This is a genomic window from Methylobacterium sp. TK31 (assembly GCF_055361545.1).
Genome location: NZ_CM143964.1, coordinates 4,783,697 through 4,808,105 on the forward strand (window position 1 = coordinate 4,783,697; position 24,409 = coordinate 4,808,105).

Below are 24,409 nucleotides of genomic sequence, written 5' to 3' on the forward strand. Positions count from 1 at the left end.
GCCGCTCCGGACGGCCCGGGCGCGGGGAGACCCGGGGGGGCAAGACGCACCGGGGGGCAAGACCCGCCGGGGCGGAAAAGGCCGCGAGGCCAGGAGAAGCCTGGAGGAGGCGAGACGCCAGGACGAGGCGGAAAGCCCGGGCCCGCCGCGGGTCAGGGGGATCGATCCCGATCCTTGCTCCAGCCCCATTCGCGGATGGGCGCCGAGGTGCCGAGCCGTTCGCCCCGTCGCGGCGGCTCGCTGCCGGCGCCGGCGCCACCGGCCCGGGGGGCGTTCGCATTGCCGCGCACGATGTCGCCCTGCACGATCGCGTGTCCGGAGGCGACGGCCAGGATCAGCTGCGTGGCGTAGGCGCGCGGTCCGCTCCCCTTCAGCGACATGCCGGGTCCCCCCGGGCGGAGCTTGCTGCCGATGAGGCCCCAGGGCGGCGGCGCGGTGAGCCGGCGAATCCCGAGCCCCCGATCGATCAGGGCCGCCGCCGCCTCGACCTGCCCGTCGAGCAGGAGCATCCCGGGCCGCGTGATCCGAAACGCGTAATTGCCGTCGTCGTCCACTTCCACCAGGGAGATCAGCTTCAGCGACAGGGCCTGGCAGGCGATGTCGACGTGCTCACGGGTGAACTCGGCCTCAAGGCTCAGGGGCTGCAGCGACTGTCCGGACGTCCGGCAGGAGACCCGTTCGAGGAACAGGCGGCGTTTCGACGTCTGAGACATGTCCCTCGCTGAACCGATCGCGCAGGCCGGGCCGATCACGGCCGCCAGCATGGCGCCCGGACCGTTAGCGAGTGGTTGCACCCCGATCGGAAATGCGGCGGTGCGGGCGGCGCCGCGGCAAGCCCTCCGTCCGGACCCGGCGGGAGAAGACCCGACGCGGCGAGACCCAATGGCGCCGCTCTCCGGGCCGCCGCTCTTCGGGTCGCTCTTCGAGCCGACGCTCTTCGGCTCGACGCTCCTCGAACGCGACGCCGACCGCGGCCGGACTCCGCCAGGCGGCCCGCGCGGGAATGTGCCCGGCGCCGAACTGCCGCGTGAAGCGGTCGGGGATGCCTAGGACGCCCACGACCTTCAGCCGCGCCCCGCCCTCCGACCGATCGCGGAGGGCGCAGCGCACCGAACCGGACAAATCGATCAGGATGCGCGCTTCCGAATTGCGCTGCCCGCGCGTGAGATCGCCTGTCCCGCATCGTCCGGCCCTCCCTCGGCGATCCGCCCTTCCAGGCGCATCGTTTCACCCGATACGCGTCAGGATTGTGTAGGCCCCCGTCGCCCGGAGCACGACGGCGGAAGGAGCCCGCGCAGACCCCTGCGAAATCGCGCGACGGATCGCCATCGCTGTCCCGGAGGCGCGATCGATCCCTTGCTGTTCGCCGATGCCGCCCTCTGTGAAGGGGCAGGATCGCCCGGGAGGCCGACATGACGAAGCTGTTCATCGCCAAGATCCGGTCCGCCGGCGGGACGAAGCCGCTGGTGACCGTGCGAGCCGCGGCGGAGGGTGAAGCCCGGCTGTTCCTCGAGGCGGCCTATCCGGAGGACGAGATCCTCGAGGTCGCGGAGCCGAGCGGCTGGGCCAGCGATGCCGATACCGGCACTGCGCCCGGCGATGTCCGCGAGCATCCCGGCGTCGCCTGGCAGGCTCCGTCGAGCCACGCGGGATAAGGGCCGGGCGCGCTGCGCCGGCGCCAAAGGCTTGCCTGCCCCGAAGGCTTGCCTGCCCCGGAAGCCTGCCTGCTCGAAGGTCTGCCGGTTTGGCGGAGGCTTGCCAGCCCGGCGACCGGCGGGTTTCTAGGCGCCCATGCCGATTCGCCGCGAAGACCGCGCCTTCTACCCGATCGACTGGCCCGAACTCTCGGCGGTGATCCGTTTCCGGCGGGCGCGGGGGCGGTGCGAGGGTTGCGGGCGCCCGCATCGCCGGATCGTCTGTCATCTCGGCGACGGGCGCTGGTGGGACGGGGATGCGGCCACCTGGCGCGACGGTGCCGGCCGGCGCATCGCCGTCGCCGTCGGGACCGACGACCTGCTCGGCACGGTGTGCACCACCCGGGTCGTCCTGGCCACGGCGCATCGCGACCACGACACGGCCAACAATGCCGGCCGGAACCTCGCCGCCTTCTGCCAGCGCTGCCACCTGATCCACGATCGCCCGGAGCATCGCCGCAGGCGCTGGCGCACGCTTTTCCGCCGCAAGGCGATGGGGGACCTGTTCCACGGTCCCTATCCGGGTGCGTAGGTCCAAGACGGAGTGCGCAAGCCCGGGCCCCGGACGCGCCGGGCGCGCCCGCGCGACGCCGCCTCACGGAGCGACCGGAGGCACCGCGCGGCCGTCGGTCGGGGGCGGCGGTCCGCTATCCTAGGCGGAGGGACCCGGCATGCCCCGGAGTACGGCTTCGTGCAGGAGACGGAGCCAGTGAATGGCCTCCTTGGCCTTGGCCTCGGCGATCTGCGCGCGCCGCTCGGCATCGGCGACGAGGGTCCGGCTGGCATTGTTGGCGTCGACGATCGCCTCGATGTTGGCCAGCGTGATCGACCAATCGAATTCGTCGGCTTCCGTCCGGGCGGCGGGATCGCTCCGCCGCGACAGGGTTCCGGTGAAGTTTTCCGGGATCAGGCGGTTCAGGTCGTCGCTCGAATGCGGAAACGAGGTGTTGAAGATGCTCCGGATACGGTCCGCCTCCTGATCGATCGAATCGACGGGAACAGGCTTTTGGGCGGCTTCCATCACGCAGGCACCTCAGTCAAACACGGCTAGTCTGCTTTCATTGAAGCGAAATCTCGTAAATATCGGATTAAAATCAGCGGCCCGGGGCGGTCCCGGCGAAGTCCGCCCGAGACGCTTCACCATCGCAAGGCTTCACCCCCGCCAGCCGTCGAAGGCGGAGCGGGGCAGGGCGGTGCTGCCGGCGCGGATGGCGCGATACGGTCCTGCCCGCTGCCGGCGGCCGTGGAAACGGACCGGTTTCCGCCCGCCCGCGCCGAGGCCCCGCACCGGCTTTTCAGCATTCCCCACGGCGGGTCCGCGGGACGATGCCGACCGAGGTCGCATCGGCTTGATGTCGCCGGGCCTGTTCACTATCGAGAGTGGCATGGTTGGGGCGCGCCGCTGAATGATGAGCTCCGGTGCTGGCCTCGCCGCCGTCATCCGCTGCCTCTGCGTGGCGGCGATCGTGGGCGCCGTCCTTCAGCTTCGGGCCGTCGCCCTCGCGCCCGACAACGGCGCCTCGACGGCGATGTCGATCCTGCGGGGGCACCATTTCGACCTCGAGACCCTGAGGGCGCAGGCCAACCGGCGCGACAAGGCTTCCCCCGTCTGCGCGGGGCGCCGGATGCGCCACTGGCTGATCGTCCGCTCGCAACTGGCCAGCGCGCTGATGCAGCGCGCCGACATCGCCGGCATCGACGTCGAGCTGTGGGAACTCGACCGGCGCAGCCGGAACCTGCTGGCCTGCTATCCCCGCGATGGACTCGGCTGGCTGACCCTGGCCTGGATCGAGATGAACAGCACCGGCGTGAGCGAGGCCACCTTCCAGAAGCTGCGCAATTCCTACGCCTTCGCGCCCCGGGAGGGCTGGATCGCGGCACAGCGCAACCGCCTCGTCCTCCAGCGCTACGGATCGATGCCGCCCGACCTTCGCGACCGCGCCGTCGCCGAATTCGTCGAACTCCTCGAGGGCCGCTTCGTCGACGAATCCGTGGCCACGTTCCTGTCGCTGAAGCCGGCCCTGCAGGCGCTGCTCATCGCCCGGTTGGCCGGCGTGTCGGTGCTCTGGCAAACCAAGTTCCAGCAGGCGCTGAAGCGGCTCGGCGTCGAAATCCGCATGCCGGGCGTCGCGGTCAAGCCCGACCGGCCCTGGCTCTGAGCGCTGCGGCGCGGTGATGGACGCCTCGGCGGGGGCTGGGCCGCCGATCGGATGCGCTAGCGCGCGTAGCCGAGCGCGACGCGGCGGGCGGAGGCCGGCACCTCGAGCCAGGTGTCCGGGTTCCCGGCGGCCTGAATCTTGGTCCAGTGGTAGTCCGTCTGCGTCCAGGGCCGGATGTCCGGGTGGAGGTTGTCGAGGACGAGGTCGGCGGAGGCGTGCCGGACGACGAGGACGAGGTGGCCGACGCCCTCGGGCGTGACCACGACCGCCAGCGACAAGGCCCCGATCGGCCAGCCGCGCTCGAGGAGTTCGTGCCGCTTCTGGAGCGCGTAGGTGTTGCAGTTCCCCTGGCGGGCCGTCAGGGACCAGGCCCCGGCCTCCGAGAGACCGGCCTTGGGGGCGATCCGCTGATTCACGGCCTCGTTGACGGAGGCCAGTTCCTTAAGCCGCGCCGGCGTGAGGTCGAGGGGCTGATCCTGTCCGTCCGGCGTGCAGTCCCGGGGCGACCGCTGGCAGAACCGCAGGTAGGCGAAGGGCGCGAAGGCCGGCCGCCCGGCGTGGATCGAACCCGCCGGCCTGGGAAGGTCTCTCGCGTCGTCCGGCCTCTCCGGGCGGGCGGCGACGTCGCCGATGCCGAAGATCCCGAGACTGACGAGCACCAGAGCCGCGGACACCCCGCCCGCCGGCCTCGATCGAAGCGAAGATCCACGCCGTGCCAAACCCAATCTCCACCGAGGCGGACGGGCACGGTGGAGCGACGACCGGTCCCCCCTCCATGCGAGTGGGAAGCGTAGGTCCGGACCCTTAAGAACTTTCGGCCGCCGACGGCCGCGACGCCCGAACCGTCCAACAGGGTTACGATCGAGGAAACGCCGGGACCGCGCGGCGGCCTGCGCGCGACCTCAGGAGGGTTGTCTGGGTCGGACCCGGCGTTCAGGCCGCGCCGTCCGGCGGGTCGGCCTCGGCCAGGACGAAGTCCACGCCCCGCGCCACGACCGCCGGATCGTAGGCGTGCGGACCGTCGTATTCCACGGATGTGACGTCGTAGCCGGCCTCCCGCAATCGCGTGACGTGGACACGTGCACTTCGGTCGACCGGGATCTGTTCATCGCGCGTGCCATGCGACAGGAAGATGCGCGGCGCGCCCGATTGCAGGTGGACGGAGAGGAAGCCGGCGGAGGAAACCAGGAGGTGGGTGACCACGTGCCCGTTGGCGAGGCCGAGGGAGAGCGTGTAGCTGCCGCCATCGGAATGGCCCGCGAAGATCAGGTGTGTCGGATCCAGGAGGTAGCGGCTGCTGACCTCGGCCAGCGCCTCGTCGACGCGCTCGCGGTCGGGGCCGTGGCCTCCGATCACGAGGTCCCAGGTGGGAAACACCGACTGGGGCGCCAGCAGCAGGAACCCCCGGGCCTGCGCATGTGCCTCCAGCATCGGCAGAATTTTCTCCGCGCTGCCGCCGCCGCCGTGGAACAGCACGACGAGGGGCGTCGGCCGGCGCGGGTCGATCCCCTCCGGCACCACGAGGATCGCATCGCGCTCGGCGAACAGGCCGAGGCCGTGGCGGCCCGGGGGCAGGGGGGCCTTCGTGGGGAGGCGGTGCGCGAAGGCGAGCCGGCCGGCGAGGCGGGGATCGATCATGCGGGGAACCTGCGTCTCGGGAGCATCGGTGGGCGCCGTCAGCCGGTCTTGTCCGCCGGAAGCGGCTTGATCTTCAGCTGGTCGATGAGCCAGCGCCATCCGCCATCCGCCTGACGCCGCGCGGTCTCGGCGGAGATCGTCCCGTTCGGCAGCCGCGCGAACGTCATGGCGAGATCGCCGTTTCTGATCGCCGGCAGGGTCTCGGCGGCGGGGAAATCTGACTTGCGGGCCAGGAGGTCGGCATAGAACTGCCGGATTTCGGCGTGACCGGTGGCCACGACCTTGCCGGCGGCCAGCACCGCCTCGCTCTCGTAGAGGGCGACGAGACCGTCCACGTCGCCCGCATTGGCGCGTTCGTTGAAGAGACGGGCAAGGTCTTCAGGCTCGTGGGCAAGTGCTGCGCTGTCTCTGGACGCGGGGGGCGGTGTCGTCATGGCGAATCCTTCCTGGAAGACGCTGGGAAGTTCAGGTCAGAAGCGTGCCGGCGCCGTCGCGCACCGAGACCGACACGGGGATTCCGGCCTGAACACTTTCGGAGACGGTGCAGAAGCGCTGGAACTGCTCCAGTACCCGATCGATGCGCGGTACGGCGTCGGCGGTCGCCCCGAGGCTGATCGAGACCGTGATACCGGTGATGCGCAGACGGTTCTCGGCGTTGCGGGTGACCTCGCAGTGCGCCTCGGCCCGGATGCCGTTGGCCTCCTGCTTGTATTTGCCAAGGGCGAAGACGAGGCTGGCGCAGAGGCAATTCGTGACCGACGAGACGAGTAGCTGTTCGGGAAACGGGCCGTCGCCGTTGCCGATGGGAACGGCTTCGTCGACCACCAGATGGGGCAGGATTCCACCGAAATCGATCGCGAACTTGTAGCCCTCGATCTGGGTGATCGTGATGCTCGGGCCTGGACCCATGGCCGCTCTCCCCTGGCGGTTCTCTTTGCCCGCGACGTACCGGTTTGGTTCGAGAACGCCGTCACCGCGGCTCGAGCTCCCACGACCGGTTGACGACGCCTCCGCGATTTGACACCTTATCCCCGTTGGCATACCAAATACCAACGATTGAGATACTGAAAAAATCAAGTCCTCGCAACGCCACCGGACGGCTTCACGCCCGACGGATCAGGAGAGGAGCGTTCCATGCCGATGGATGATTACCGTCCCGCCCGAGGTTCGAGCCCACAGAATCGGTGAGGCGCAAGGCGGAGACGACATCCGCAACGCGGACAGGGGGAATGGGGGTCAGCGCATGACGAGCCCGATCGATTTTGCCGCGCTGGTGGCGGCGGCCGGCGATGCCGTCGTGGTGTCGGACCCGTGTGGTGCGATCACTGTCTGGAATCCTGCTGCGACGCGGATCTTCGGCTACGCGGCTGAGGAGGCGATCGGTCAGCCACTCGATCTCATCACGCCGGAGCGACAGCGCCGGCGCCACTGGGAGGGCTACGCCAAGACCATGCAGACGGGGGTGACCAAGTACGGCGCCGACGTCCTGCGCGTACCGGCCATTCACAAGGATGGTCACACGCTCTCGATCGCGTTCACCGTCGGGCTGATCCACGGACCCGACAATGCCGTCACGGGCATCGCCGCGATCATCCGCGACGAAACCCAGCGCTGGAACGACGAGCGCGAACTGCGCCGCCGTCTGGCAGACCTCGAATCCCGCGTCGCCTGAGGGGGACGCGCGACACAACGCCGGGACTCCTCACGACTGGAGCCCGGCCAACCCAGAACCCGGATCGACCGGGCAAGCCTTGAACTCCGACCATCGTTTAAGCCAACAGGGAGAACGCCACGATGAGCAAGCCGCTCGAGGGTATCAAGATCATCGATTTCACCCACGTCCAGGCGGGCCCGGCCTGCACGCAGCTTCTGGCCTGGTTCGGCGCCGACGTGATCAAGGTGGAGCGCCCTGGGGCCGGCGACGTGACCCGTACACAGCTTCGCCACGTCGAGGATGCTGATGCGCTCTACTTCACGATGCTTAACTCCAACAAGCGCTCTCTGACGCTCGACACCAAGACCCCCGAGGGCAAGGAAGTCCTGGAGAACCTGATCAAGCAGTCCGACGTCATGGTCGAGAACTTCGGCCCCGGCGCCCTCGACCGCATGGGCTTCTCCTGGTCGCGCATCCAGGAACTCAACCCGGGCATGATCCTCGCCTCGGTGAAGGGTTTCTCGGACGGCCACCACTACGAGGATTTGAAGGTCTACGAGAACGTGGCGCAGTGCGCCGGCGGCGCGGCCTCCACGACCGGTTTCTGGGATGGCCCGCCCACCGTCAGCGCCGCCGCCCTCGGTGACTCGAACACCGGCATGCACCTCGCCATCGGCATCCTTACCGCGCTCCACCAGAAGAACAAGACCGGCAAGGGCCAGAAGGTCGCCGTCTCGATGCAGGATTCGGTGCTCAACCTCTGCCGGGTGAAGCTGCGCGACCAGCAGCGTCTCGACGCCCTGGGATACCTCGAGGAATACCCGCAGTATCCGCACGGCGAGTTCTCGGACGTGGTGCCGCGCGGCGGCAATGCGGGCGGCGGCGGCCAGCCGGGCTGGGTGTTGAAGTGTAAGGGCTGGGAGACCGACCCGAACGCCTACATCTACTTCACGATCCAGGGCCATGCCTGGGCTCCGATCTGCAAGGCGATCGGCAAGGAGGAGTGGATCGACGATCCGGCCTACAACACCGCCCGGGCCCGCCAGGACAAGATCATGGATATCTTCGGCACGATCGAGGCCTGGCTCGCCGACAAGACCAAGTTCGAGGCTGTCGACATCCTGCGCAAGTTCGACATCCCGTGCTCGCCGGTGCTGTCGATGAAGGAGATCGCCAACGATCCGTCGCTGCGTGCCAGCGGCACCGTGGTCGAGGTGCCGCACCCGAAGCTCGGCTCGTACCTGACCGTCGGAAGCCCGATCAAATTCTCCGACATGCAGGTCGAGGTGAAGGCTTCGCCGTTGCTCGGCGAGCACACCGACGAGGTCCTGCTCGACCTCGGTTACACCCAGCAGCAGATCGAGCAACTCCACCAGGCTCGCGCCGTCTGAGGCAGCGAGAGGTGGCCAGCCGCCCCTTGGGGCGGCTGAGAACGAACCGTTAGACGGCGCGCCGAAAGGTGCGCCGTCTCTTTTCGTTTGGGGCGTGGAACTTCGGTGTATCCGCCGGCGAGGTCGATCCTCTGCCTCAATCTACGATCGTTACAGGCCGTGGGGCTGGGGCTGTGTCCTGAAGTCTGCGTCCGGCGCTCCTAAGATCGTGGCGAACGATCAGCCTATGAATGGGCGCCACTGGAAGCATTTAGAAGCGCCCGAGGGCATTGGGCGCGACGATGGCCCCCGTGATCGTGAGCCGAAGGTCCTGCTCTGAGACGCAAATCATAACGTTGACGTGCCAATCCCGCTCCGTGAGGATCAGCATGTCTGCATCAATGGGCGCCACAAGGAAGAAATCCAGCCTTCCTTCAATGCGCACCGAAGTCCGGGGCGCGACCGCTGTACCCGCCAATCGTCCTTGTGCCGAAGCGCGTGGAAATCATGTCGCGCACGCGGAATGCCACTGGCCTGCCCCTATTCTGTGGCCCAGGTTCGAAGTTATACCAACCCTCATTGATCGGGACTCACGGGGTAGCCTCCCGGGTTGAGTGGTGATTCTGTCTTCGGGTTTGGAGCCTGAGGAGGATGTCATGTCTGCTCCGGTGCTGCTGCGGCGGGACTTCGACGCCGAGGGCCTGCGCGCCTTGGCCAAGGCCGCGCGCGATCCTGCCCAGACCCGGCGCCTGCTGGCTTTGTCGGCGATCTACGCGGGCGGCTCACGCTCGACCGCTGCCGCGCTTGGCGGGGTCGGGCTGCAGACGGTGCGGGACTGGGTGGTGGCGTTCAACGCGCACGGTCCGGACGGGCTGATCGGCGGCAAGGCCCCTGGCGCCCGCCCGCGCCTGAGCATCGAGCAGCGGGAGGTGCTGCGTACCCTGGTCGAGCAGGGGCCGATGCCGGCCACCCACGGGGTAGTGCGTTGGCGCTTGTGCGATCTGGCCCAGATCCTGTGCGAGGATCACGGCGTGTCGGTGTCCGAGCAGACCCTGAGCCGGGTCTTGCGGGGGATGGGTTACCGCAAACTCTCGGCCCGTCCGCGCCATCACGCTCAAGCTCCGGACGCGATCCCCGCTTTTAAAAAGCCTTCCCCGCCCGCATGGCGGAGATCGCGCGGGCCGTCGGCGGCAAGCCGATAGAGGTCTGGTTCGCCGACGAGGCTCGGGTCGGCCAGAAGAACACGATCACCCGGCGCTGGACCAAGCGCGGCACGCGCCCCTCAGCCCCGAAGGACCAGCGCACCGCCTCCGCCTACATCTTCGGCGCCATCTGCCCGGCACGGGGAACGGGCGCCGGTCTCGTCATGCCCCGCTGCACCACCGAGGCGATGGCCCTGCACCTCGAAGAGATCGCCCAGGCCGTCGCCCCTGGTGCGCACGCCGTCCTGCTGCTTGATCAGGCCGGCTGGCACACGACGAAGAACCTCGCAGTGCCCGGCAACATCACCCTGCTGCCGTTGCCGGCCCGTTCCCCCGAACTCAACCCGGTCGAGAACCTCTGGCAGTTCATGCGCGACAACTGGCTCGGCAATCGAACCTTCGCATCCTACGCCGACATCCTCGACCACTGCTGCCACGCCTGGAACACCCTCATCGACCGACCCGGGCGCATCATGTCGATCGGACGCCGCGAATGGGCCTATGGGTTCTGATCAATGAGAATTGGTATTAGTGCATCGTCGGTCGCGTGACGATGGGGGGTTGTGCCAGCGGCGCTGAGCTGCTCGGTTCCGTTGGCCAGATAACGACCTCCGGTGCAGGCGGGAGGTAGCCGAGCGACGAGTGCGGTCGGATGCTATTGTAGTGCCGCCGCCATTGCTCGATCACGACGCTGGCCTCTTTCAGGGTGTAGAACACCTCGCCGTTGAGGAGTTCGTCGCGCAGCTTCGCGTTGAAGCTCTCGCAATACCCGTTCTCCCACGGACTGCCCGGTTCGATGTAGGCGGTCGTCGATCCAACCGCCGCGATCCAGTCCTGGACGGCCTTGGCAATGAACTCCGGACCATTGTCCGAACGGATATGACCGGGCCCCCCGCGCAAACTGAACAGATCCGAGAGCACGTCGATCACGTCCAGCGCCTTCAGCTTACGGGCGACCCGGATCGCCAGGCACTCGCGGGTGAACTCGTCGATGACGTTCAGCATCTGGGACTTGCGTCCGTTGTGCGTGCGGTGCTCGACGAAGTCGTAGGACCAGACGTGGTCAGGCCGCTCGGGCCGTAGTCGCAGGCAGGCGCCGTCGTTGAGCCAAAGGCGTGCCCGTTTCGGCTGACGAGCGGGAACCTTGAGCCCCCTGGCGGCGCCAGATCCGTTTGACCCGCTTCACGTTCACCGTTCAGCCGTCACGCCGGAGCAAGGCCGTGATCCAACGGTAGCCGTAGCGCCCGGACTGGACGGCCAATGCGACGATCGCAGCCGTCAGAGCGGCCTCGTCCTCGACCGCCACGGCGGCCTTGCGTTGGGTCGAACGATGCTGGCCCAGAACACGACAGGCGAAGCGTTCCGATACGCCATGCTCGGCCACGACGTCGTCGACACACGCCCGGCGGCGAGCCGGGCTCAGGAGTTTCCCGAGGCCGCCTCCTTCAGGATCAGCTTCTCCAAGGTCAGATCCCAGATCGCCCGACGAAGGCGCTGGTTCTCGGTCTCCAGGGACCTCAACCGCTTGACCTGGTCACCCTTCAGGCCGCCGTACTCGGAACGCCAGCGGTAATACGTGACCTCGGTGACCTCAATGGAGCGGATTGCTTCGGCAACCTTGCGACCTTGCGAGACCAGAACATCAACTTGGCGCAGCTTGGCAACAATCTCTTCAGCCGTATGCTTCTTCCGTCCCATGATGACATCCTCCACATGGCTCAAAGCCATACCTCAGGGAGGTCCACTTTTCAGGGGGCAGGCCACCACCGCATGAGCGGTCGCGGTCCCTCGGTGCTGGGAGGCCATGTTTGGACCGGTGTCACCGCGACCGGTAGGGGGGAGCGACTGGACATCATAGAAGTCTCAATCGGCTTCCGGCCGGAAAACGGTCGTAGGAGACGGTGATGAAAGACCGTGCCTCTGACGGTCACGGCCGAGACGTTAGCTCGTATGGCTACATCTCACGTAAGGTGCTGTCGCGCCCTTCGGGGCATGTATTGCGATCACCGGATTTTCTGCTCAGAGATGATCCAAATCGGCATCAAAGATGGCCTTCCGTGTTCATCCGTGCGCGATCGAAGCCCGAAACTATATGGCAAGTCGTGTCATCGACGGTGGGACGAGCCGCTGTGTCGGTGCCCATCGTAGAAGGAAGGTCCGTCAGCGCTTCGTAGGGGAGCCATCCGCTGAAGGGCTCCAGGGCATCCGGCTCGGCTGAACGGTACCAGCGCCAGACCTGGCGAACTGCGCTCGGGGCGTACCAGCGACCGGGCCGGCCCTCGGCCAGAATCGGCCCGAGGGTCAGGTGATTGAGCCAGACCCGCGCGACGGATTGCGGAGCCGTACTCATCGGGCGCCAGATCGGGGGCATCGGAGATCTCCGGGGCGATCGGATGGAATTGAAACGGGCGCGGGGGCCAGGACTTTGTGTCCGGCCCCCGCGGGTCATTCTGGCTCGTTTGGGTCAGGCGGTCAGGCCGTGATGATGCGCGGGGCCGGCTTGGCCTCGTCGGAGACGGCGAGAGCCTGCGCGACGACGCGTTTGCGCCAGGGCTTCAGCACCGCGATGGCGAGGAGCGAGGCGAGGATGTTCGCGCCGGCGGCCACCAGGAACACGCCATCCCAGCTGTTGGTCGCCTGCTGCAGGTAGTTCGCGACCGGAACCAGGAGCGCGGCGGTGCCCTTCGCGGTGTAGAGCAGGCCCGCGTTGGTTGCAGCGAACTTGGTGCCGAACGTATCCGTGCAGGTCGAAGGGAAGAGAGAGTAGATCTCGCCCCAGGCAAAGAAGACGAAGCCCGAGAGCAGCACGAACCACAGCGGGTCATGGCCCCAGAGGTAAAGCATGTAGATACCGAAGCCTTCCATGGCAAAGGCGACGAACATGGTGTTCTCGCGGCCGATCTTGTCCGAGACCCAGCCGAAGAACGGACGAGTCAGGCCGTTGAGGACGCGATCAATAGTGGCTGCAAAGGTGATGGCGACCATGGTGATGCCCATGATGGTCACCGGCACCTTGTCGACGCCGATATCGGCAGCGATCGGCTTCAGGTTGGCGGTGATCATCAGGCCGCCGGCGCCGACGATGACGAACATGAAGTACATCAGCCAGAAGATCGGCTGCCGGGCGACTTCACCCGGGGTGTAGTTGCGCCGGGTCTGGATCACATTGGCGTTGACGGCGGCATCCGGGACCTGGCCCTTCTTCGGTGAGGTAAAGAAGAACGCCAGCACGGCGACAACGAGACCCTGGCCGATGCCGAAATTGAAGAACGCGGCCTGGAAACCGTGATCGGCGATCATCCACTGGATCGGCGCGACGGTGAGGGCCGAGCCAGCGCCGAAGCCCGCGGCGATGATGCCTGCAGCTAGGCCGCGCTTGTCCGGAAACCACTTCAGGGCGCTGCCGACACAAGTGCCGTAGACCGCGCCTGCGCCAATGCCGGCGATGACTTGGCCAAGATAGAACATGTTCAGGGTGCTGGCGTAGGAGTTGATCACCCAGCCGATGCCGCAGAGCACGCCGCCGAACAGCACCACTACCCGTGGGCCGTATTTGTCGACGAACCAACCTTCAACCGGCACCAGCCACGTCTCGAACAACACGAAAAGCGTGAAGGCCCATTGAATCGCGGCGCGATCGAAACCGAACTTCTTCTGAATGTCGGGGACGAAAAATGTCCATCCGTATTGCAGGTTGGCAATCATCACCATGCAGATGACGCCGATGACGAGCTGTCCCCATCGATAACTGTCGGATACGCGCTCGGTTGTGGTGTCCGCCCTCGACATAGCTTTTCCTCCGGTAGGCTCTTGCTGGAACGAGATGCACGGTCGGCTCTGCGTCCGATTCTGCACTTAGGGGCCGTTGATCGCCAAACTTATCGCCGGCTTGGTATGTGGAATACCAGCCTCTCTCGCGTCGAACTGATCGTCAAGGGTTGGTTGCTAAGAAATATATTCTGCAGTGCAGCGTGTTGGGCAGATGCCAGCGATACTTCCTAGGCAGATAGTCCCCCGCCAGGCACTCCAAGCGGTCGTTCAGTCGGATTATGAGTTCGATCGAAGGTCTGAGCGTAATAAACAATGGGCCTCGACCATACCTAAACGTGTTCCCCGCTTGCGGAGCGTTCCAGCCAGAGGATGACGTAGGCCCGGAGTGGATTCGAACTTATTCAGCGGGTGTTAGGCGGCGAGGATCCTTCATAAAATGACGGATAATGCAAATTTGGCAGCGCTTGTGCCGTGTCGGTCATCCTGCCCGATGAGAGCAGATTATCGTCGTGGTTGTAGTTCCGACCGGATATCCAGAGCACGCGTTGTTGCGTTGCAGCATCAACCTGAACAAAATCTGTGGCGTTGCTGGATTACCTGAGGATTTCGTCCCGGCCGTCCGCGGCAGTCCGAAACGACAATCCGGCGGATCTGTTTCACATGTTTGCACGATAATTCAGAATGGGCATTGACACCTGAAATTCTGTATACCAACTCTTCCCTAAGAAGATGTCGCAATCTGGAGGAACGGCGCTATGAGCGCGAGCCAGAAGCCTGGCAGTGAAGCCTCTCGCGTGCGCTACATCCGTATGAATCGTTCAGTGCGCGAGGCGATGCGCGTTCTTTCTGCGTCGGATGTCGATGCTTTGATCGTCGTCGATGGAGCCTGCGACGAGACCGGTTCATTTATTGGAATACTCACGGAGAGAGAGATCTTCCGTGCCATGACCGATGGCGGCTCGGAGGTCCTCGATAGCCTCGTGTGGATGCTGACCACGCCGGAATTCGTGACGGCTGATGTCCGAACCCCGCCAGCGGACCGATTGCAGTTGTTCTGTGAGCACAAGACCAATCACATCGCTATCATGGATGGGCTCAGTTTGCACTCGGTTCAGAGTATCTGGGATTGTCTCGCGGAGTCTCCGCACGCATCGGCTGCCTGATGAAGGATTTCTCTAAAGATTTGTACCGGCGGTCTTGGAAAAATTCGCTTTCTTCCGTACTGCACCGAGATCTCGATAGCAAAGCGTGCACATGTTAGGCGTAGAACCTTTCGCGTTGCACTGCCTCGGCGCGGAAGGCGTTTGCATCGAGGTTCTCGCCCCCCTTGATGTTGAGTGGGGGCAAGGCTGGCTCAAACGAGCCGGCGCCCATCCCCGCTCGTAGCTATGGCGGGGCGCCGCCCGTGGTGACGGAGTTGAAGGAATGAACCCCATGCGTTTCCTAGCAATCCTCGACTGCCCAGTGATCTTCAGCGGCGAGAATAGCTACGGGATGACCAGCATCGACATGTGCCCCTCGACGGGGATTACGAGCGGGCTGATCAGCCGTCATGTGAAGGTGGTTGATGGCCGCCTGATCGCCGTCTGCATCTGGACCAGTGAATTCTGCTGTCGCAAGTACTTCGATGCGGCTTGGTACCAGAAGGCGGCCGATCTTTGGGGCGACCAGTACCAGCTTCGCCTCGAGACGATCGAGGAACCCCAGGCCGCCTGAGCGAACGCGTCCAGCGGGCATCCGGAAGAGGACTTTTGCGGCCCGGTCAATGCGGAGTGCTTCGGCATGACTGGCCGTGCCCTGGCAGATCTTCGACAGGCCGCCGATGCGGGCGGCTATGGGCCCTGGAATCCTGGCATCGAGTCGAGTCTGCCGCGTGCGGTCCTGCCCCTCGCCACGGTCTTTCGCGCCGAGAACGTCGAGACTACCCTCGCCGACGCCCATGAGATGAGCGATGTCAGCGGCTTACCGCTGACTCAAGTCGTCCGTTTCCGGTCTGATCGGCTGGTGGTCCATGAGGTTCTGATCCGCGTGATGGCGGATCTCTCCGTTCCCATGGGACTGACCTACGGCGATCTCGGCGTGAACTTCCGCGCGATCGTCTCCGCCATCCTGCGCGAAGGCATTGCCGACCATATCCAGGAGATCGCCGCCCGCCACACGCAGATCCGCGCCGCTGCCGCAGCGCTTCTGGACACCGAGATCGCCGCGCTGTTGGACGAGCGTCGCTCCGACGCGGCGGCGCCGCAGCAAGTGTTCTGGGGTCGCCTGTGGCCGCGGCGCCGCCGGCCCGCGGACGCGTCCCTCCCGGATTCGGCGCCCGAACGCTGGGACCCGGCGCGCCGGGCCGAACATCACCTCGATGCCTGGCACGCGCGGGCCGTGGCGTCGGATGATGCTCTCGCCGTCGCGGCTTGCGCGGCGCTTCGCTGCGTCGTCGCGAGCCTGATCGGCCGGCGCGGATTCCTTATCCGCGACCGGGTGCTCCTGCGCGGGCTCGCCGGCACGCTCGTGTCGAACGGCCACGGCAGCCGGGTCCTCGGCGAGATGATCGAGCCCTGGATGCAGGCGGTGGTGGCACGGCACGGCTACGTGCGCCTAAAGCCGCAGGATGCTCCGGTGATCCTGAACGTGAAGGGCTCCTCCGCCTCCGGCAAGAGTACGATCCGGCCCTATCAGCGTGCCCTGGTCGAGGCGCTGGGGCTCGATTGGTCGGACTTCGCGCTGATCACGCCGGATGTCTGGCGCAAGTTCCTGCTCGACTACGACAGCCTCGGGTCGGCTCGGCGCTATGCCGGGCCCCTTACCGGGCACGAGGTCGAAATCATCGACCGCAAGCTCGACGGCTACATGGCGCATAAGGCGGATGCCGGGCGGATCTCCCATCTCCTCATCGACCGATTCCGCTTCGACAGCTTCGCGGTCAATCCCGGGACCGAGATGGGAAGTCAGCTCCTCACCCGCTTTGGCCGGCAGATCTACATGCAGTTCATGATCACGCCGCCGGACGCTACGGTCGAGCGGGCCTGGAAGCGCGGACAGCAATTCGGCCGCTACAAAGCGGTGGAGGATCTGCTCGCACACAATGTCGAAGCCTTCACCGGCATGCCGCGCCTGTTCTTCACCTGGGTGCTGCGGCCCGACAAGGAGGTCCATTTCGAGTTCCTGGACAACAGTGTCCCCGAGGGACAGCGTCCCCGCACCATCGCCTTCGGGGCGAATGGCGTCATGAACATCCTCGACGTGCAGGTCCTGCTCGACATCGATCGCTTCCGCACCATCAACATCCATGCGCACGATCCCGAAGCGGTCTATGTCGGCGTCCCGCCACGCGAGGCGCCGGGCGAGATGCGCTTCCTGCGGGACTGCCTGCGTCGCATGACCACTGTTCGCTTTGCCGACCACGTCACCGGGCGGGTCCATGCCCGCCTCGAGAATGGACGCCTGACCAGCCTCGACCCGGATCTCGCCGACGCGGCCCCGGCGGTGCATCGAGTGCTGACGGCCCTCGGGGCGATTCGGCCAGCGGACGCGACCCAGGATGCCGGCGAGGTGCTGTGCGTGAACGGAGCGTGCACCCTCGGGGCCTGGGGCGGAGCGCCTGCGGATGATGCACAGGCCTGACGCTGTTCACGATTGCAGGAAACCAGCAAAAAATCCCCGGGCACCACCTGTCCATTTGCGATGCAACATGAAACGATTGCGCTGCAATATGAGGTTAGGAGACCGTCCATGCTCGCATCCATCCTCGTTACGACCGTTGCCCTCATCTCCCTTCAGGTCGTGCTGGTAATCAAGCTCGCCGATTGGCTGTCGGAGGACAGCGGGCCCGTCGAAGGACGCAATGCGGTCGTCCTCGGAAGCGCGAACGGCCGCTTCTCAGGCATTGTATGACGAGTGTATTTTTCATCGTGCAATTAGGAAAGAGCACGGCTGCATAGGGACTATGCATACCTTCTTCGCTGCATGCATCCGCGTGTCATCACGGAACCGGGAAGTCGTTGTATTGAAACTATGCTATACCGATTCGAAGTTGATGAGAATATTTTCGGATAATTAATTTGTTGCGTGTCCAACACTGCTGTTGGACTTTACCAAAGTGCAAAATCGAGCGTTAGCTTCGTGGTCGACTTACTGAGCGGGGTCGTAGTTCTAAAAAATCGCATACGCGCCGATCTGTCGAGCCTGGGAGACCCTCCCAGGCTCGTTTTACAATGCTCAGATTCACCTTGCTTCCGATACGACTTAAATCAGATTACTAGCTCTAAGTATAAAAATGCAAATATTTTGATCTAATATGAAATGTACCACCCAATTCTACAATCATAACGCACGAAGCGCGGCACTCAGGGACCCCTGCCGCTCGAATGTACTTGTAGAAATCAGTTCGATTTCACGAAGTAATCCAGCTACAGTCTGCTTTTCAAGATCCATTTCCATCATTTCGTCAACGATCGAGTCGTACTTTTCTCTCAGCAGATTTGACGATGGGTCCAATCGAGAAATTAAGACAAGACCGGTCGGTGCCGCATCAAGGCAAAGAATTTTGAGGTCTGTCCGGTGACGTTTGATGGCTAGGAGCGTCCGCCAAACATCACCCGTCCACCATCCACCACGGTGGGGCGCAACCGGCGGCGTTCCGTTTTGTGTCCGATCTGTCATTGGAATTTCAACGGGAATACAATCATGTAAGGCGATGACCCCATTGGGCGAAGCGTTCCGTTCCGCATTTATAAAGTCGCGTAGTAGGAATTCGCAGTGATGCATGCCATCTAGAAACGATAAATCAATTGTCTTCCCAAGAAGCTTGACTGGGTCGTGTTTCTCGAAAAATAGATCGCTTTCCATTTAAAAAAACAGGCAAGATTCTTTGGAGCCAATCACTTCAGTGCTTACCTGGAATTTTGGATCGATTGCAATCGAAGATGATTGAGATAATGCAAGTGTGGCGCCTGTTAACGTGCCGATTTCCAGGTAGGTTTCGGGTTGAAGCTCTTGATGTAGTTTAACAAGTGTCGAATGATAATTCTCACCTGAATGATCACGTGAGCAGTTTTCGTTATAGTTCATGAATGTGTTCTCTCTGGTTCGGCGGCCGAGCTTAGTTGTACTGCCGGCGGGTCGTGATGATATCTCCGTCACATCCACAAGATCGGCGACGAATTTCCGTGGATTCTTTATCCGTCTAGCTGTGGAATATCCAACTATATTTATATTCTCAATATTATCTTCAGGATAGAAATATTTTGATGCAACGTTGTTTAGTCGATCTATTAGTAATAAATTCGTATTTATGTGTCTATCAAGCGTAATGCATGTGATTTGTGGTGGCCGCCGGGTAAATACATGAGTGTGAAATGCGGAGCCTACGAAACCAAAGACATGCGAGCGGGAATTGAATATATCTATTTGATCTGAAAGACTTAGCCATTCTGGCGAGATAATATCGAATCCATATTCCACCAACAACTCTTCAATTTCGTTTTCGTTCGATACATGAGCGACCGCATTTGCACCGATACGCGATTTCGAAAGCCAAATCGGCCGAGTGTTCGGTTCTCGGCATCTTCCGCGAAGAAGCGAATCGCCGATGCGATGCATGGGATCCAGAAAGGCTTCGTAGGCAAGTTTTTGTTCCAGGAACGCTGGACTAGGTATCGTGAGGTTGGTGAAACGGACGGGCTCTTTGAATCGCACAAAGCGTTGCGGATCTAGGTCAAGTGCTGATGTGAGCGATCCCATATAGCCTTGGAAATGGTCTTTGATTTCCTGGTCGGAATGACAAAGGAGCGGAACCTCATAAAATTCTGGATGACTGGCAAACCAGGCTCGCGCAAGGCTGCTCACTACAAAATGCCCATAATGCGGTATAAGTGGTCCGAAATATAAATATTCTTCGTTTTTGTTCTGCAGAGAGTCTAGCGCGAAAATCCGTGACTGACTCTGCCCAATCAATCCCAATTTCTCACCGCGCACATAAGCAGCGGCCGGGATGATGGATCCGCCTGGACTATAAATACCCCAGGAGGGATCTCTATCAAAAAAAAACTTCTGCAGAAAATGGTGCGTAAACACAATCCACATTACGCATCACGGGCGGTTCGCCGGGCGCGATTGCTACCTCGCCGAAAAGTTCGAGAGTGGAAGAAAGGGGCATTCAGTGTTCAGGATTCTCGCGTTACGGCGGGGCCGCCCTTTTTTAGCCACAGCTCCTTAAACCGCAATGGATGCGCCTGCAAATGATGGAAGTTACAGGGCAAAAAAATTTCATCCGCTGGATCAGCCGCACCCGTTACAACGGTGGCGCATTGAAAAAGGCGCGGCCTCGAGGGATCAAGGCCGCGCCAGTCAGGAGCTGAGACCCGGGCGGGTCGGGACTACTCGGCGGCGAACTTCCGGACGGTGCCGATGGCGCCAGATTCTGCGATTCCGAGGCGCTCGGCTTCGGAGTAGCCGAGGACTTCGGTCAGGATCTCGTCGGTGTGCTCGCCGAGCAGCGGCGACCGGGTGATCTCGGTTTCGCTCGCCGAGAGCCGGATGGGGTTGCCCACTGTGAGGTACTTACCGCGCGTGGGGTGATCGACCTCCACGACGGTTCCGGACTTGCGCAGGGATTTGTCCTCCGCAATCTCCTTCATGGAGAGAATCGGGCCGCACGGCACGTGAAGGGCGTTGAGGATCTCCATCGCCTCGAACTTGGTCTTCGACATCGTCCACGATTCGATGCGGGTGAAGATCTCGTTCAGGTGCGGCAGGCGAGCTTTCGGCGTGGCGTAGTCGGGATGGGTCGCCCAGGCTGGTTCGCCGATGACGTCGCAGATCTGCGGCCAGACCGCCCCCTGCGTGATAAAGTAGATGTAGGCGTTCGGGTCGGTCTCCCAGCCCTTGCACTTGAGGATACGGCCGGGCTGGCCGCCGCCGGAATCGTTGCCGGCACGCGGCACCGAGTCGCCGAACGGTATGCCTTCGCCGAACTGGCTATATTCCGGCAGAGGGCCGCGCTCCAAGCGTTGCTGGTCGCGCAGCTTCACCCGGCACAGGTTGAGAACGCCGTCCTGCATGGCGCAGTCGACCCGCTGGCCAAGGCCGGTCTGGGTCCTGTGGTAGAGCGCAGTGACGATGCCCAAGGCCAAATGAAGACCGGTACCGGAATCGCCGATCTGGGCGCCGGTAACCATGGGGATGTCGGTGCGGAACCCCGTGGTCGAAGCGGCGCCCCCGACGCATTGCGCCACGTTCTCGTAGACCTTGCAGTTCTCGTAGGCACCGGGGCCGAAGCCCTTCACCGAGGCGAGGATCATGCGCGGGTTGGCGGCGTGGATCGCCTCCCAGGTCAGGCCCATCCGGGCAAGCGCGCCAGGCGCAAAATTCTCGACCAGAACATCGCATTCGTCGATCAGGCGCCAGAGCACCTCGATGCCCTTTGGGTTCTTGGTGTCGAGGGTGATCGAGCGCTTGTTGTGGTTCAGCATCGTGAAATACAGGCTGTCCACATCGGGAATGTCCTGCAACTGCTGGCGCGTAGCATCGCCCACGCCCGGCCGCTCGACCTTGATCACGTCGGCGCCGAACCAAGCCAGCAACTGCGTGCAGGTCGGACCCGACTGGACGTGGGTGAAGTCGAGGATCTTGACGCCTTCGAGGGCTTTCATGGCACAGGCTCACCTATCCGGGAGACTTCAGCGCAGCTTTAGCGGAACCGCTCTACCGAGCGCGCGAGGCGGCCTCCGGGAGGCCGCCCGCGTGCGGTGTCTCCGGGGATGAAATCCATCTCCGGAGAAGCCGATGACTTCGGCTCAGGCGGTCTTCTTGCGGACCACCGTGCTCGTCGGGTTCAGGCTGCCGATATTGCCGCTCTCCGTGCCCGCGGAGGGGTCGATCATCGCGTTGATCAGAGTGGGCTTGCCCGAATCCATCGCTGCGTTGACGGCCTGGGAGAGTTCGTCCGGGGTCGTGACGTGAACGCCGACGCCGCCGAAGGCCTCCATCATCTTATCGTAGCGTGAGTCCTTCACGAACACCGTCGTGCCGGGATCGCGCCCAGTCGGATCGGTGTCGGTGCCGCGATAGATGCCGTTGTTGTTGAAGACCACGATGCAGACCGGCAGATCGTACCGGCAGATCGTCTCGACCTCCATGCCGGAGAAGCCGAAGGCGCTGTCGCCTTCCACCGCGAGGACCGGCTTGCCGGTCTCGACGGCAGCGGCCACGGCGAAGCCCATACCGATGCCCATGATGCCCCAGGTACCTACATCGAGGCGCTTGCGCGGCTGATACATGTCGATGATGCCACGGGCGAGGTCGAGGGTGTTGGCGCCTTCGTTGACGAGGATCGCGTCGGGCCGCTCCTTGATGATGGTCCGGAGTGCGCCGAGCGCCCCATGGAAGTCCATCGGAGCCGAGTTTTTCTTCAGCTTCGAGGCCATCTTGGCGAGGTTCTCCTCCTTCTTGGTCCGGATGGCGTCGGTCCAGGCCGCGGGGGGCGCTTGCCAGTTCTGGCCCATGCCCTCGAGGAGAGCGGAGACGCAGGAGCCGATATCGCCAACCACCGGGGCGACGATCTCGACGTTCGAGTCCATCTCCTTCGGCTCGATGTCGATCTGAATGAACTTCTTGGAGCCCGGTGCGCCCCAGGTCTTGCCCTTGCCGTGTGAGAGCAGCCAATTCAGGCGCGCGCCGACCAGCAGGACGACATCGGCTTCCTTCAGGACGAGGGAGCGGGCCGCACCGGCCGATTGCGGGTGGGTGTCGGGCAGAAGACCCTTCGCCATGCTCATCGGCACGTAAGGAATACCGCTGCGCTCGACGAGGTTGCGGACCTCCTCGTCAGCCTGGGCGTAGGCCGCGCCCTTGCCGAGCACAATCAGGGGACGCTTGGCACTCTTGAGCACGTCGAGGGCCCGGGTGATGGCGCTCGGCGCCGGCAACTGTGCAGGTGCCGCGTCGATCACCTTAACCAGGGACTTGGCGCCGGCTTCGGCGTCCATGACCTGACTGAAGAGCTTGGCGGGAAGGTCGAGGTAGACGCCGCCAGGACGACCAGAGACGGCGGCGCGGATGGCGCGCGCGACGGCGATGCCGATGTCGGCGGCGTGCAGCACGCGGAAGGCGGCCTTACACAGGGGCTTGGCGATAGCGAGCTGATCCATTTCCTCGTAGTCGCCCTGCTGCAGGTCGACGATCTCGCGCTCGGAGGAGCCGGAGATCAGGATCATCGGGAAGCAGTTCGTGGTCGCGTTCGCCAGCGCTGTCAGGCCGTTGAGGAAGCCGGGCGCCGAAACGGTGAGGCAGATGCCGGGCTTCTTGGTGAGAAAGCCTGCGATCGCTGCGGCATTGCCAGCGTGCTGCTCGTGGCGGAAGGAGATGACACGCATGCCGGCAGCCTGCGCGAGACGGCCGAGATCAGTGATCGGAATGCCGGGCACGCCGTAAATGTTGTTGATGCCGTTGAGCTTCAGCGCATCGATGACGAGGTGGAAGCCGTCGATCTGCTCACCCGCATGATCGGACGTGACACCGACGCCGGTGGCGACGTCGTGGACGGCCTGCGTGGATTCGGAGCCAGCGGTTCTATCCATGGTGTTTCCTCCAGTTCGGGCGCTTCTTGTTGGATGGCGCGCCATTCTTGATCGTATAAGAGCTTGTGAGGCAGACGCGGACGGGATCGCGTTCTGAAAAATTTAGAGTTCGTAGCCCGTGCCGAGATACCCGCTTCGGGAATCTTGCTGATTGAATCTTTTTTGTTCAGTTATTCAGTCGGATGAGACCGAGGAATACGGAACAATAACAGTCTGATTTGGAGCGATCACTTGACGCTTGGCGTGCGTTGCGAAACGATCGGAGCCGAGGATTGTGCTGGATACAGTGCTGCTAGTCCCGATCAGACGGTTGCCAGTCCAAGAATGGTGGCATACCAAATACCAAGTGTCAAACCAGATCTGGTCCTGGCGCGAGGTCTCTTAGATCCTCGCCGTCGGGTCAGGGCGATTGCGCGGCGTCGCACGAAGTGGATGATGCGGCGCAGCTCGAGGCACCGCCGCGTCGTCACAGCTTGGTGAGGCGACGCAGCTATGTTGTTGTTGCAGGGGGGATATTCAAATCTTGTCCCGGCTCAATCGCTGAGGTTTCCTTGTGTTCCGGGAGCGGGTTCGGCATGTTCCAGACCAAATTGGCGGTGCGTCAGCGTCCCAGCGATCGTTCCAGGTGTAAGCATGGTTGAGTCCACGACCTTTCAGATCAAGCCGCTGGCAGCGACGTCGAGCTTGCGTGCGCTCGCCTACGATGCGCTGAAAGAAGCCATCACGAACATGAATATCTACAGCCAGCGCGACGAGGTCAGACTCGACGAGCGGAAGCTGTCCCAGGATCTCGGTGTCAGCCGGACGCCGGTCCGCGAAGCACTTACGGTGCTGGAGCAGGAGGGCTTCGTCCGGTTCGAGGCCCGGCGCGGCGTCTTCGTGATCAAGAAGTCGAAGAAAGAGATCGTCGCCATGATCCAGGCCTGGTCGGCCCTGGAAAGCATGGCGGCACGGCTCGCTTGCTCGCACGCCACCGACGAGCAACTCGGCTGCCTACGGGTGCATTTCCCCGAGTTCTACGAGGGGCGCCCCGCCGACCATATGGACGAGTACTCGGACGCCAACATCCGCTTCCATCAGAAGATCATCTCTCTGGGCGGCTGCGACGTGATCAAGGACATCACCAGCAACCTGCTGATGCATGTCCGCGGCATCCGCAACACCGCCTTGCGCCAGGGGGACCGGGCCGCGAACTCGATCAAGGAGCATGTCGAGATCATCCAGGCGCTCGAGGCGCGGGATGCCGAGCGTGCCGAGCGACTGGTGCGCGAGCATGGCCTGGGCCTCGCCCGGCACGTCGAGAGGTACGGCGACTACCTCGACTGACGACGCCCAGAGCGGTTGCG

The 24,409-nt window shown here is 63.6% G+C and carries 23 protein-coding genes and 1 pseudogene; 11 read left to right on the forward strand and 13 right to left on the reverse strand.

What is annotated here, in order from left to right; all coding sequences use genetic code 11:
• Positions 1-152: 152 nt before the first annotated feature.
• On the reverse strand, positions 153-713 hold the full coding sequence (locus tag ACXJY8_RS22395) for a hypothetical protein (protein WP_463773975.1): 561 nt from the start codon (positions 711-713) through the stop codon (positions 153-155).
• A 699-nt stretch (positions 714-1,412) separates the two neighbouring features.
• Between ACXJY8_RS22395 and ACXJY8_RS22400 the strand changes: the two genes are divergently transcribed.
• Both ACXJY8_RS22400 and ACXJY8_RS22405 read left to right on the forward strand, forming a co-directional pair.
• Positions 1,413-1,655 (forward strand): hypothetical protein, encoded by a 243-nt coding sequence (locus tag ACXJY8_RS22400; RefSeq protein WP_463773977.1) that lies wholly within the window; start codon positions 1,413-1,415, stop codon positions 1,653-1,655.
• A 136-nt stretch (positions 1,656-1,791) separates the two neighbouring features.
• Positions 1,792-2,226: a hypothetical protein gene (locus tag ACXJY8_RS22405; protein ID WP_463773979.1), complete on the forward strand. Its 435-nt coding sequence runs from the start codon at positions 1,792-1,794 to the stop codon at positions 2,224-2,226.
• 120 nt (positions 2,227-2,346) lie between these two features.
• On the opposite strand, the gene ACXJY8_RS22410 is transcribed toward ACXJY8_RS22405, so the two are convergent.
• The gene (locus tag ACXJY8_RS22410) at positions 2,347-2,715 is read right to left on the reverse strand and encodes a hypothetical protein (protein WP_463773981.1); all 369 of its coding nucleotides are present in this window, start codon (positions 2,713-2,715) and stop codon (positions 2,347-2,349) included.
• Between the two features lie 385 nt (positions 2,716-3,100).
• Here ACXJY8_RS22410 and ACXJY8_RS22415 point away from each other — a divergent pair, with 385 nt between their 5' ends.
• Positions 3,101-3,853: a hypothetical protein gene (locus ACXJY8_RS22415; protein WP_463773993.1), complete on the forward strand. Its 753-nt coding sequence runs from the start codon at positions 3,101-3,103 to the stop codon at positions 3,851-3,853.
• 56 nt (positions 3,854-3,909) lie between these two features.
• Here the strand turns inward: ACXJY8_RS22415 and ACXJY8_RS22420 are convergent, their stop codons facing one another.
• The 4 genes from ACXJY8_RS22420 to ACXJY8_RS22435 form a co-directional block, all read right to left on the reverse strand.
• Positions 3,910-4,527, reverse strand: coding sequence for a transglutaminase-like cysteine peptidase (locus ACXJY8_RS22420; protein WP_463773997.1), 618 nt, complete (start codon positions 4,525-4,527; stop codon positions 3,910-3,912).
• A 259-nt stretch (positions 4,528-4,786) separates the two neighbouring features.
• Complete coding sequence (locus tag ACXJY8_RS22425; protein WP_463773999.1) at positions 4,787-5,491, reverse strand: alpha/beta hydrolase; 705 nt, start codon at positions 5,489-5,491, stop codon at positions 4,787-4,789.
• Positions 5,492-5,529: 38 nt separating this feature from the next.
• Complete coding sequence (locus ACXJY8_RS22430) at positions 5,530-5,925, reverse strand: YybH family protein (protein WP_463774001.1); 396 nt, start codon at positions 5,923-5,925, stop codon at positions 5,530-5,532.
• A 31-nt stretch (positions 5,926-5,956) separates the two neighbouring features.
• Positions 5,957-6,400 (reverse strand): OsmC family protein, encoded by a 444-nt coding sequence (locus tag ACXJY8_RS22435; RefSeq protein ID WP_463774003.1) that lies wholly within the window; start codon positions 6,398-6,400, stop codon positions 5,957-5,959.
• Positions 6,401-6,734: 334 nt separating this feature from the next.
• On the opposite strand from ACXJY8_RS22435, the gene ACXJY8_RS22440 reads away from it, so the two are divergent.
• The 3 genes from ACXJY8_RS22440 (at position 6,735) to ACXJY8_RS22450 (ending at position 10,229) form a co-directional block, all read left to right on the forward strand.
• The gene (locus ACXJY8_RS22440; RefSeq protein WP_463774007.1) at positions 6,735-7,163 is read left to right on the forward strand and encodes a PAS domain-containing protein; all 429 of its coding nucleotides are present in this window, start codon (positions 6,735-6,737) and stop codon (positions 7,161-7,163) included.
• Between the two features lie 122 nt (positions 7,164-7,285).
• Positions 7,286-8,536 carry a formyl-CoA transferase gene (gene frc, locus ACXJY8_RS22445; RefSeq protein WP_463774009.1) on the forward strand — a complete coding sequence of 417 codons (1,251 nt, stop codon included), beginning with the start codon at positions 7,286-7,288 and terminating at the stop codon, positions 8,534-8,536.
• 635 nt (positions 8,537-9,171) lie between these two features.
• Positions 9,172-10,229 (forward strand): IS630 family transposase gene (locus tag ACXJY8_RS22450; protein WP_463774011.1). Its coding sequence is split into 2 segments (ribosomal slippage): positions 9,172-9,664 and positions 9,664-10,229, totalling 1,059 coding nucleotides; the frame shifts between segments, so codons are not numbered across the junction.
• Between the two features lie 16 nt (positions 10,230-10,245).
• On the opposite strand, the pseudogene ACXJY8_RS22455 reads toward ACXJY8_RS22450, so the two are convergent.
• The 3 genes and pseudogenes from ACXJY8_RS22455 to oxlT form a co-directional block, all read right to left on the reverse strand.
• Positions 10,246-11,415: pseudogene (locus ACXJY8_RS22455) on the reverse strand (IS3 family transposase).
• A 343-nt stretch (positions 11,416-11,758) separates the two neighbouring features.
• Positions 11,759-12,088, reverse strand: a complete 330-nt coding sequence (locus ACXJY8_RS22460; RefSeq protein ID WP_463774013.1) for a hypothetical protein — start codon at positions 12,086-12,088, stop codon at positions 11,759-11,761.
• A 101-nt stretch (positions 12,089-12,189) separates the two neighbouring features.
• A complete protein-coding gene (gene oxlT, locus ACXJY8_RS22465; RefSeq protein WP_463774016.1) occupies positions 12,190-13,506 on the reverse strand; it encodes an oxalate/formate MFS antiporter in 1,317 nt (438 codons plus the stop codon).
• 737 nt (positions 13,507-14,243) lie between these two features.
• Between oxlT and ACXJY8_RS22470 the strand changes: the two genes are divergently transcribed.
• The 4 genes from ACXJY8_RS22470 (at position 14,244) to ACXJY8_RS22485 (ending at position 17,379) form a co-directional block, all read left to right on the forward strand.
• Complete coding sequence (locus ACXJY8_RS22470) at positions 14,244-14,651, forward strand: CBS domain-containing protein (protein ID WP_463774019.1); 408 nt, start codon at positions 14,244-14,246, stop codon at positions 14,649-14,651.
• Positions 14,652-14,913: 262 nt separating this feature from the next.
• Entirely contained in the window at positions 14,914-15,204 is a 291-nt protein-coding gene (locus ACXJY8_RS22475; protein WP_463774023.1) for a hypothetical protein, read from the forward strand.
• A 66-nt stretch (positions 15,205-15,270) separates the two neighbouring features.
• Positions 15,271-17,109: a hypothetical protein gene (locus ACXJY8_RS22480; protein ID WP_463774027.1), complete on the forward strand. Its 1,839-nt coding sequence runs from the start codon at positions 15,271-15,273 to the stop codon at positions 17,107-17,109.
• A 108-nt stretch (positions 17,110-17,217) separates the two neighbouring features.
• The gene (locus tag ACXJY8_RS22485; RefSeq protein ID WP_463774031.1) at positions 17,218-17,379 is read left to right on the forward strand and encodes a hypothetical protein; all 162 of its coding nucleotides are present in this window, start codon (positions 17,218-17,220) and stop codon (positions 17,377-17,379) included.
• Between the two features lie 429 nt (positions 17,380-17,808).
• Here the strand turns inward: ACXJY8_RS22485 and ACXJY8_RS22490 are convergent, their stop codons facing one another.
• The 4 genes from ACXJY8_RS22490 to oxc form a co-directional block, all read right to left on the reverse strand.
• Positions 17,809-18,333, reverse strand: a complete 525-nt coding sequence (locus ACXJY8_RS22490; protein WP_463774035.1) for a class I SAM-dependent methyltransferase — start codon at positions 18,331-18,333, stop codon at positions 17,809-17,811.
• Positions 18,334-19,569, reverse strand: coding sequence for a glycosyltransferase family 61 protein (locus tag ACXJY8_RS22495; protein WP_463774038.1), 1,236 nt, complete (start codon positions 19,567-19,569; stop codon positions 18,334-18,336).
• Between the two features lie 293 nt (positions 19,570-19,862).
• A complete protein-coding gene (gene frc / locus ACXJY8_RS22500; protein ID WP_463774041.1) occupies positions 19,863-21,137 on the reverse strand; it encodes a formyl-CoA transferase in 1,275 nt (424 codons plus the stop codon).
• 144 nt (positions 21,138-21,281) lie between these two features.
• On the reverse strand, positions 21,282-23,063 hold the full coding sequence (gene oxc / locus ACXJY8_RS22505) for an oxalyl-CoA decarboxylase (protein ID WP_463774044.1): 1,782 nt from the start codon (positions 23,061-23,063) through the stop codon (positions 21,282-21,284).
• 633 nt (positions 23,064-23,696) lie between these two features.
• Between oxc and ACXJY8_RS22510 the strand changes: the two genes are divergently transcribed.
• Entirely contained in the window at positions 23,697-24,389 is a 693-nt protein-coding gene (locus ACXJY8_RS22510) for a GntR family transcriptional regulator (RefSeq protein ID WP_463774046.1), read from the forward strand.
• Positions 24,390-24,409: the final 20 nt, after the last annotated feature.

What these genes read in the sequence shown, in the direction of transcription:
- ACXJY8_RS22395 (WP_463773975.1), bottom strand. Translation starts at nt 713, where the DNA reads ATGTCTCAGACGTCGAAACGCCGCCTGTTCCTCGAACGGGTCTCCTGC.
- ACXJY8_RS22400 (WP_463773977.1), top strand. Translation starts at nt 1,413, where the DNA reads ATGACGAAGCTGTTCATCGCCAAGATCCGGTCCGCCGGCGGGACGAAG.
- ACXJY8_RS22405 (WP_463773979.1), top strand. Translation starts at nt 1,792, where the DNA reads ATGCCGATTCGCCGCGAAGACCGCGCCTTCTACCCGATCGACTGGCCC.
- ACXJY8_RS22410 (WP_463773981.1), bottom strand. Translation starts at nt 2,715, where the DNA reads ATGGAAGCCGCCCAAAAGCCTGTTCCCGTCGATTCGATCGATCAGGAG.
- ACXJY8_RS22415 (WP_463773993.1), top strand. Translation starts at nt 3,101, where the DNA reads ATGATGAGCTCCGGTGCTGGCCTCGCCGCCGTCATCCGCTGCCTCTGC.
- ACXJY8_RS22425 (WP_463773999.1), bottom strand. Translation starts at nt 5,491, where the DNA reads ATGATCGATCCCCGCCTCGCCGGCCGGCTCGCCTTCGCGCACCGCCTC.
- ACXJY8_RS22430 (WP_463774001.1), bottom strand. Translation starts at nt 5,925, where the DNA reads ATGACGACACCGCCCCCCGCGTCCAGAGACAGCGCAGCACTTGCCCAC.
- ACXJY8_RS22435 (WP_463774003.1), bottom strand. Translation starts at nt 6,400, where the DNA reads ATGGGTCCAGGCCCGAGCATCACGATCACCCAGATCGAGGGCTACAAG.
- ACXJY8_RS22440 (WP_463774007.1), top strand. Translation starts at nt 6,735, where the DNA reads ATGACGAGCCCGATCGATTTTGCCGCGCTGGTGGCGGCGGCCGGCGAT.
- frc (WP_463774009.1), top strand. Translation starts at nt 7,286, where the DNA reads ATGAGCAAGCCGCTCGAGGGTATCAAGATCATCGATTTCACCCACGTC.
- ACXJY8_RS22460 (WP_463774013.1), bottom strand. Translation starts at nt 12,088, where the DNA reads ATGCCCCCGATCTGGCGCCCGATGAGTACGGCTCCGCAATCCGTCGCG.
- oxlT (WP_463774016.1), bottom strand. Translation starts at nt 13,506, where the DNA reads ATGTCGAGGGCGGACACCACAACCGAGCGCGTATCCGACAGTTATCGA.
- ACXJY8_RS22470 (WP_463774019.1), top strand. Translation starts at nt 14,244, where the DNA reads ATGAGCGCGAGCCAGAAGCCTGGCAGTGAAGCCTCTCGCGTGCGCTAC.
- ACXJY8_RS22475 (WP_463774023.1), top strand. Translation starts at nt 14,914, where the DNA reads ATGAACCCCATGCGTTTCCTAGCAATCCTCGACTGCCCAGTGATCTTC.
- ACXJY8_RS22480 (WP_463774027.1), top strand. Translation starts at nt 15,271, where the DNA reads ATGACTGGCCGTGCCCTGGCAGATCTTCGACAGGCCGCCGATGCGGGC.
- ACXJY8_RS22485 (WP_463774031.1), top strand. Translation starts at nt 17,218, where the DNA reads ATGCTCGCATCCATCCTCGTTACGACCGTTGCCCTCATCTCCCTTCAG.
- ACXJY8_RS22490 (WP_463774035.1), bottom strand. Translation starts at nt 18,333, where the DNA reads ATGGAAAGCGATCTATTTTTCGAGAAACACGACCCAGTCAAGCTTCTT.
- ACXJY8_RS22495 (WP_463774038.1), bottom strand. Translation starts at nt 19,569, where the DNA reads ATGTGGATTGTGTTTACGCACCATTTTCTGCAGAAGTTTTTTTTTGAT.
- frc (WP_463774041.1), bottom strand. Translation starts at nt 21,137, where the DNA reads ATGAAAGCCCTCGAAGGCGTCAAGATCCTCGACTTCACCCACGTCCAG.
- oxc (WP_463774044.1), bottom strand. Translation starts at nt 23,063, where the DNA reads ATGGATAGAACCGCTGGCTCCGAATCCACGCAGGCCGTCCACGACGTC.
- ACXJY8_RS22510 (WP_463774046.1), top strand. Translation starts at nt 23,697, where the DNA reads ATGGTTGAGTCCACGACCTTTCAGATCAAGCCGCTGGCAGCGACGTCG.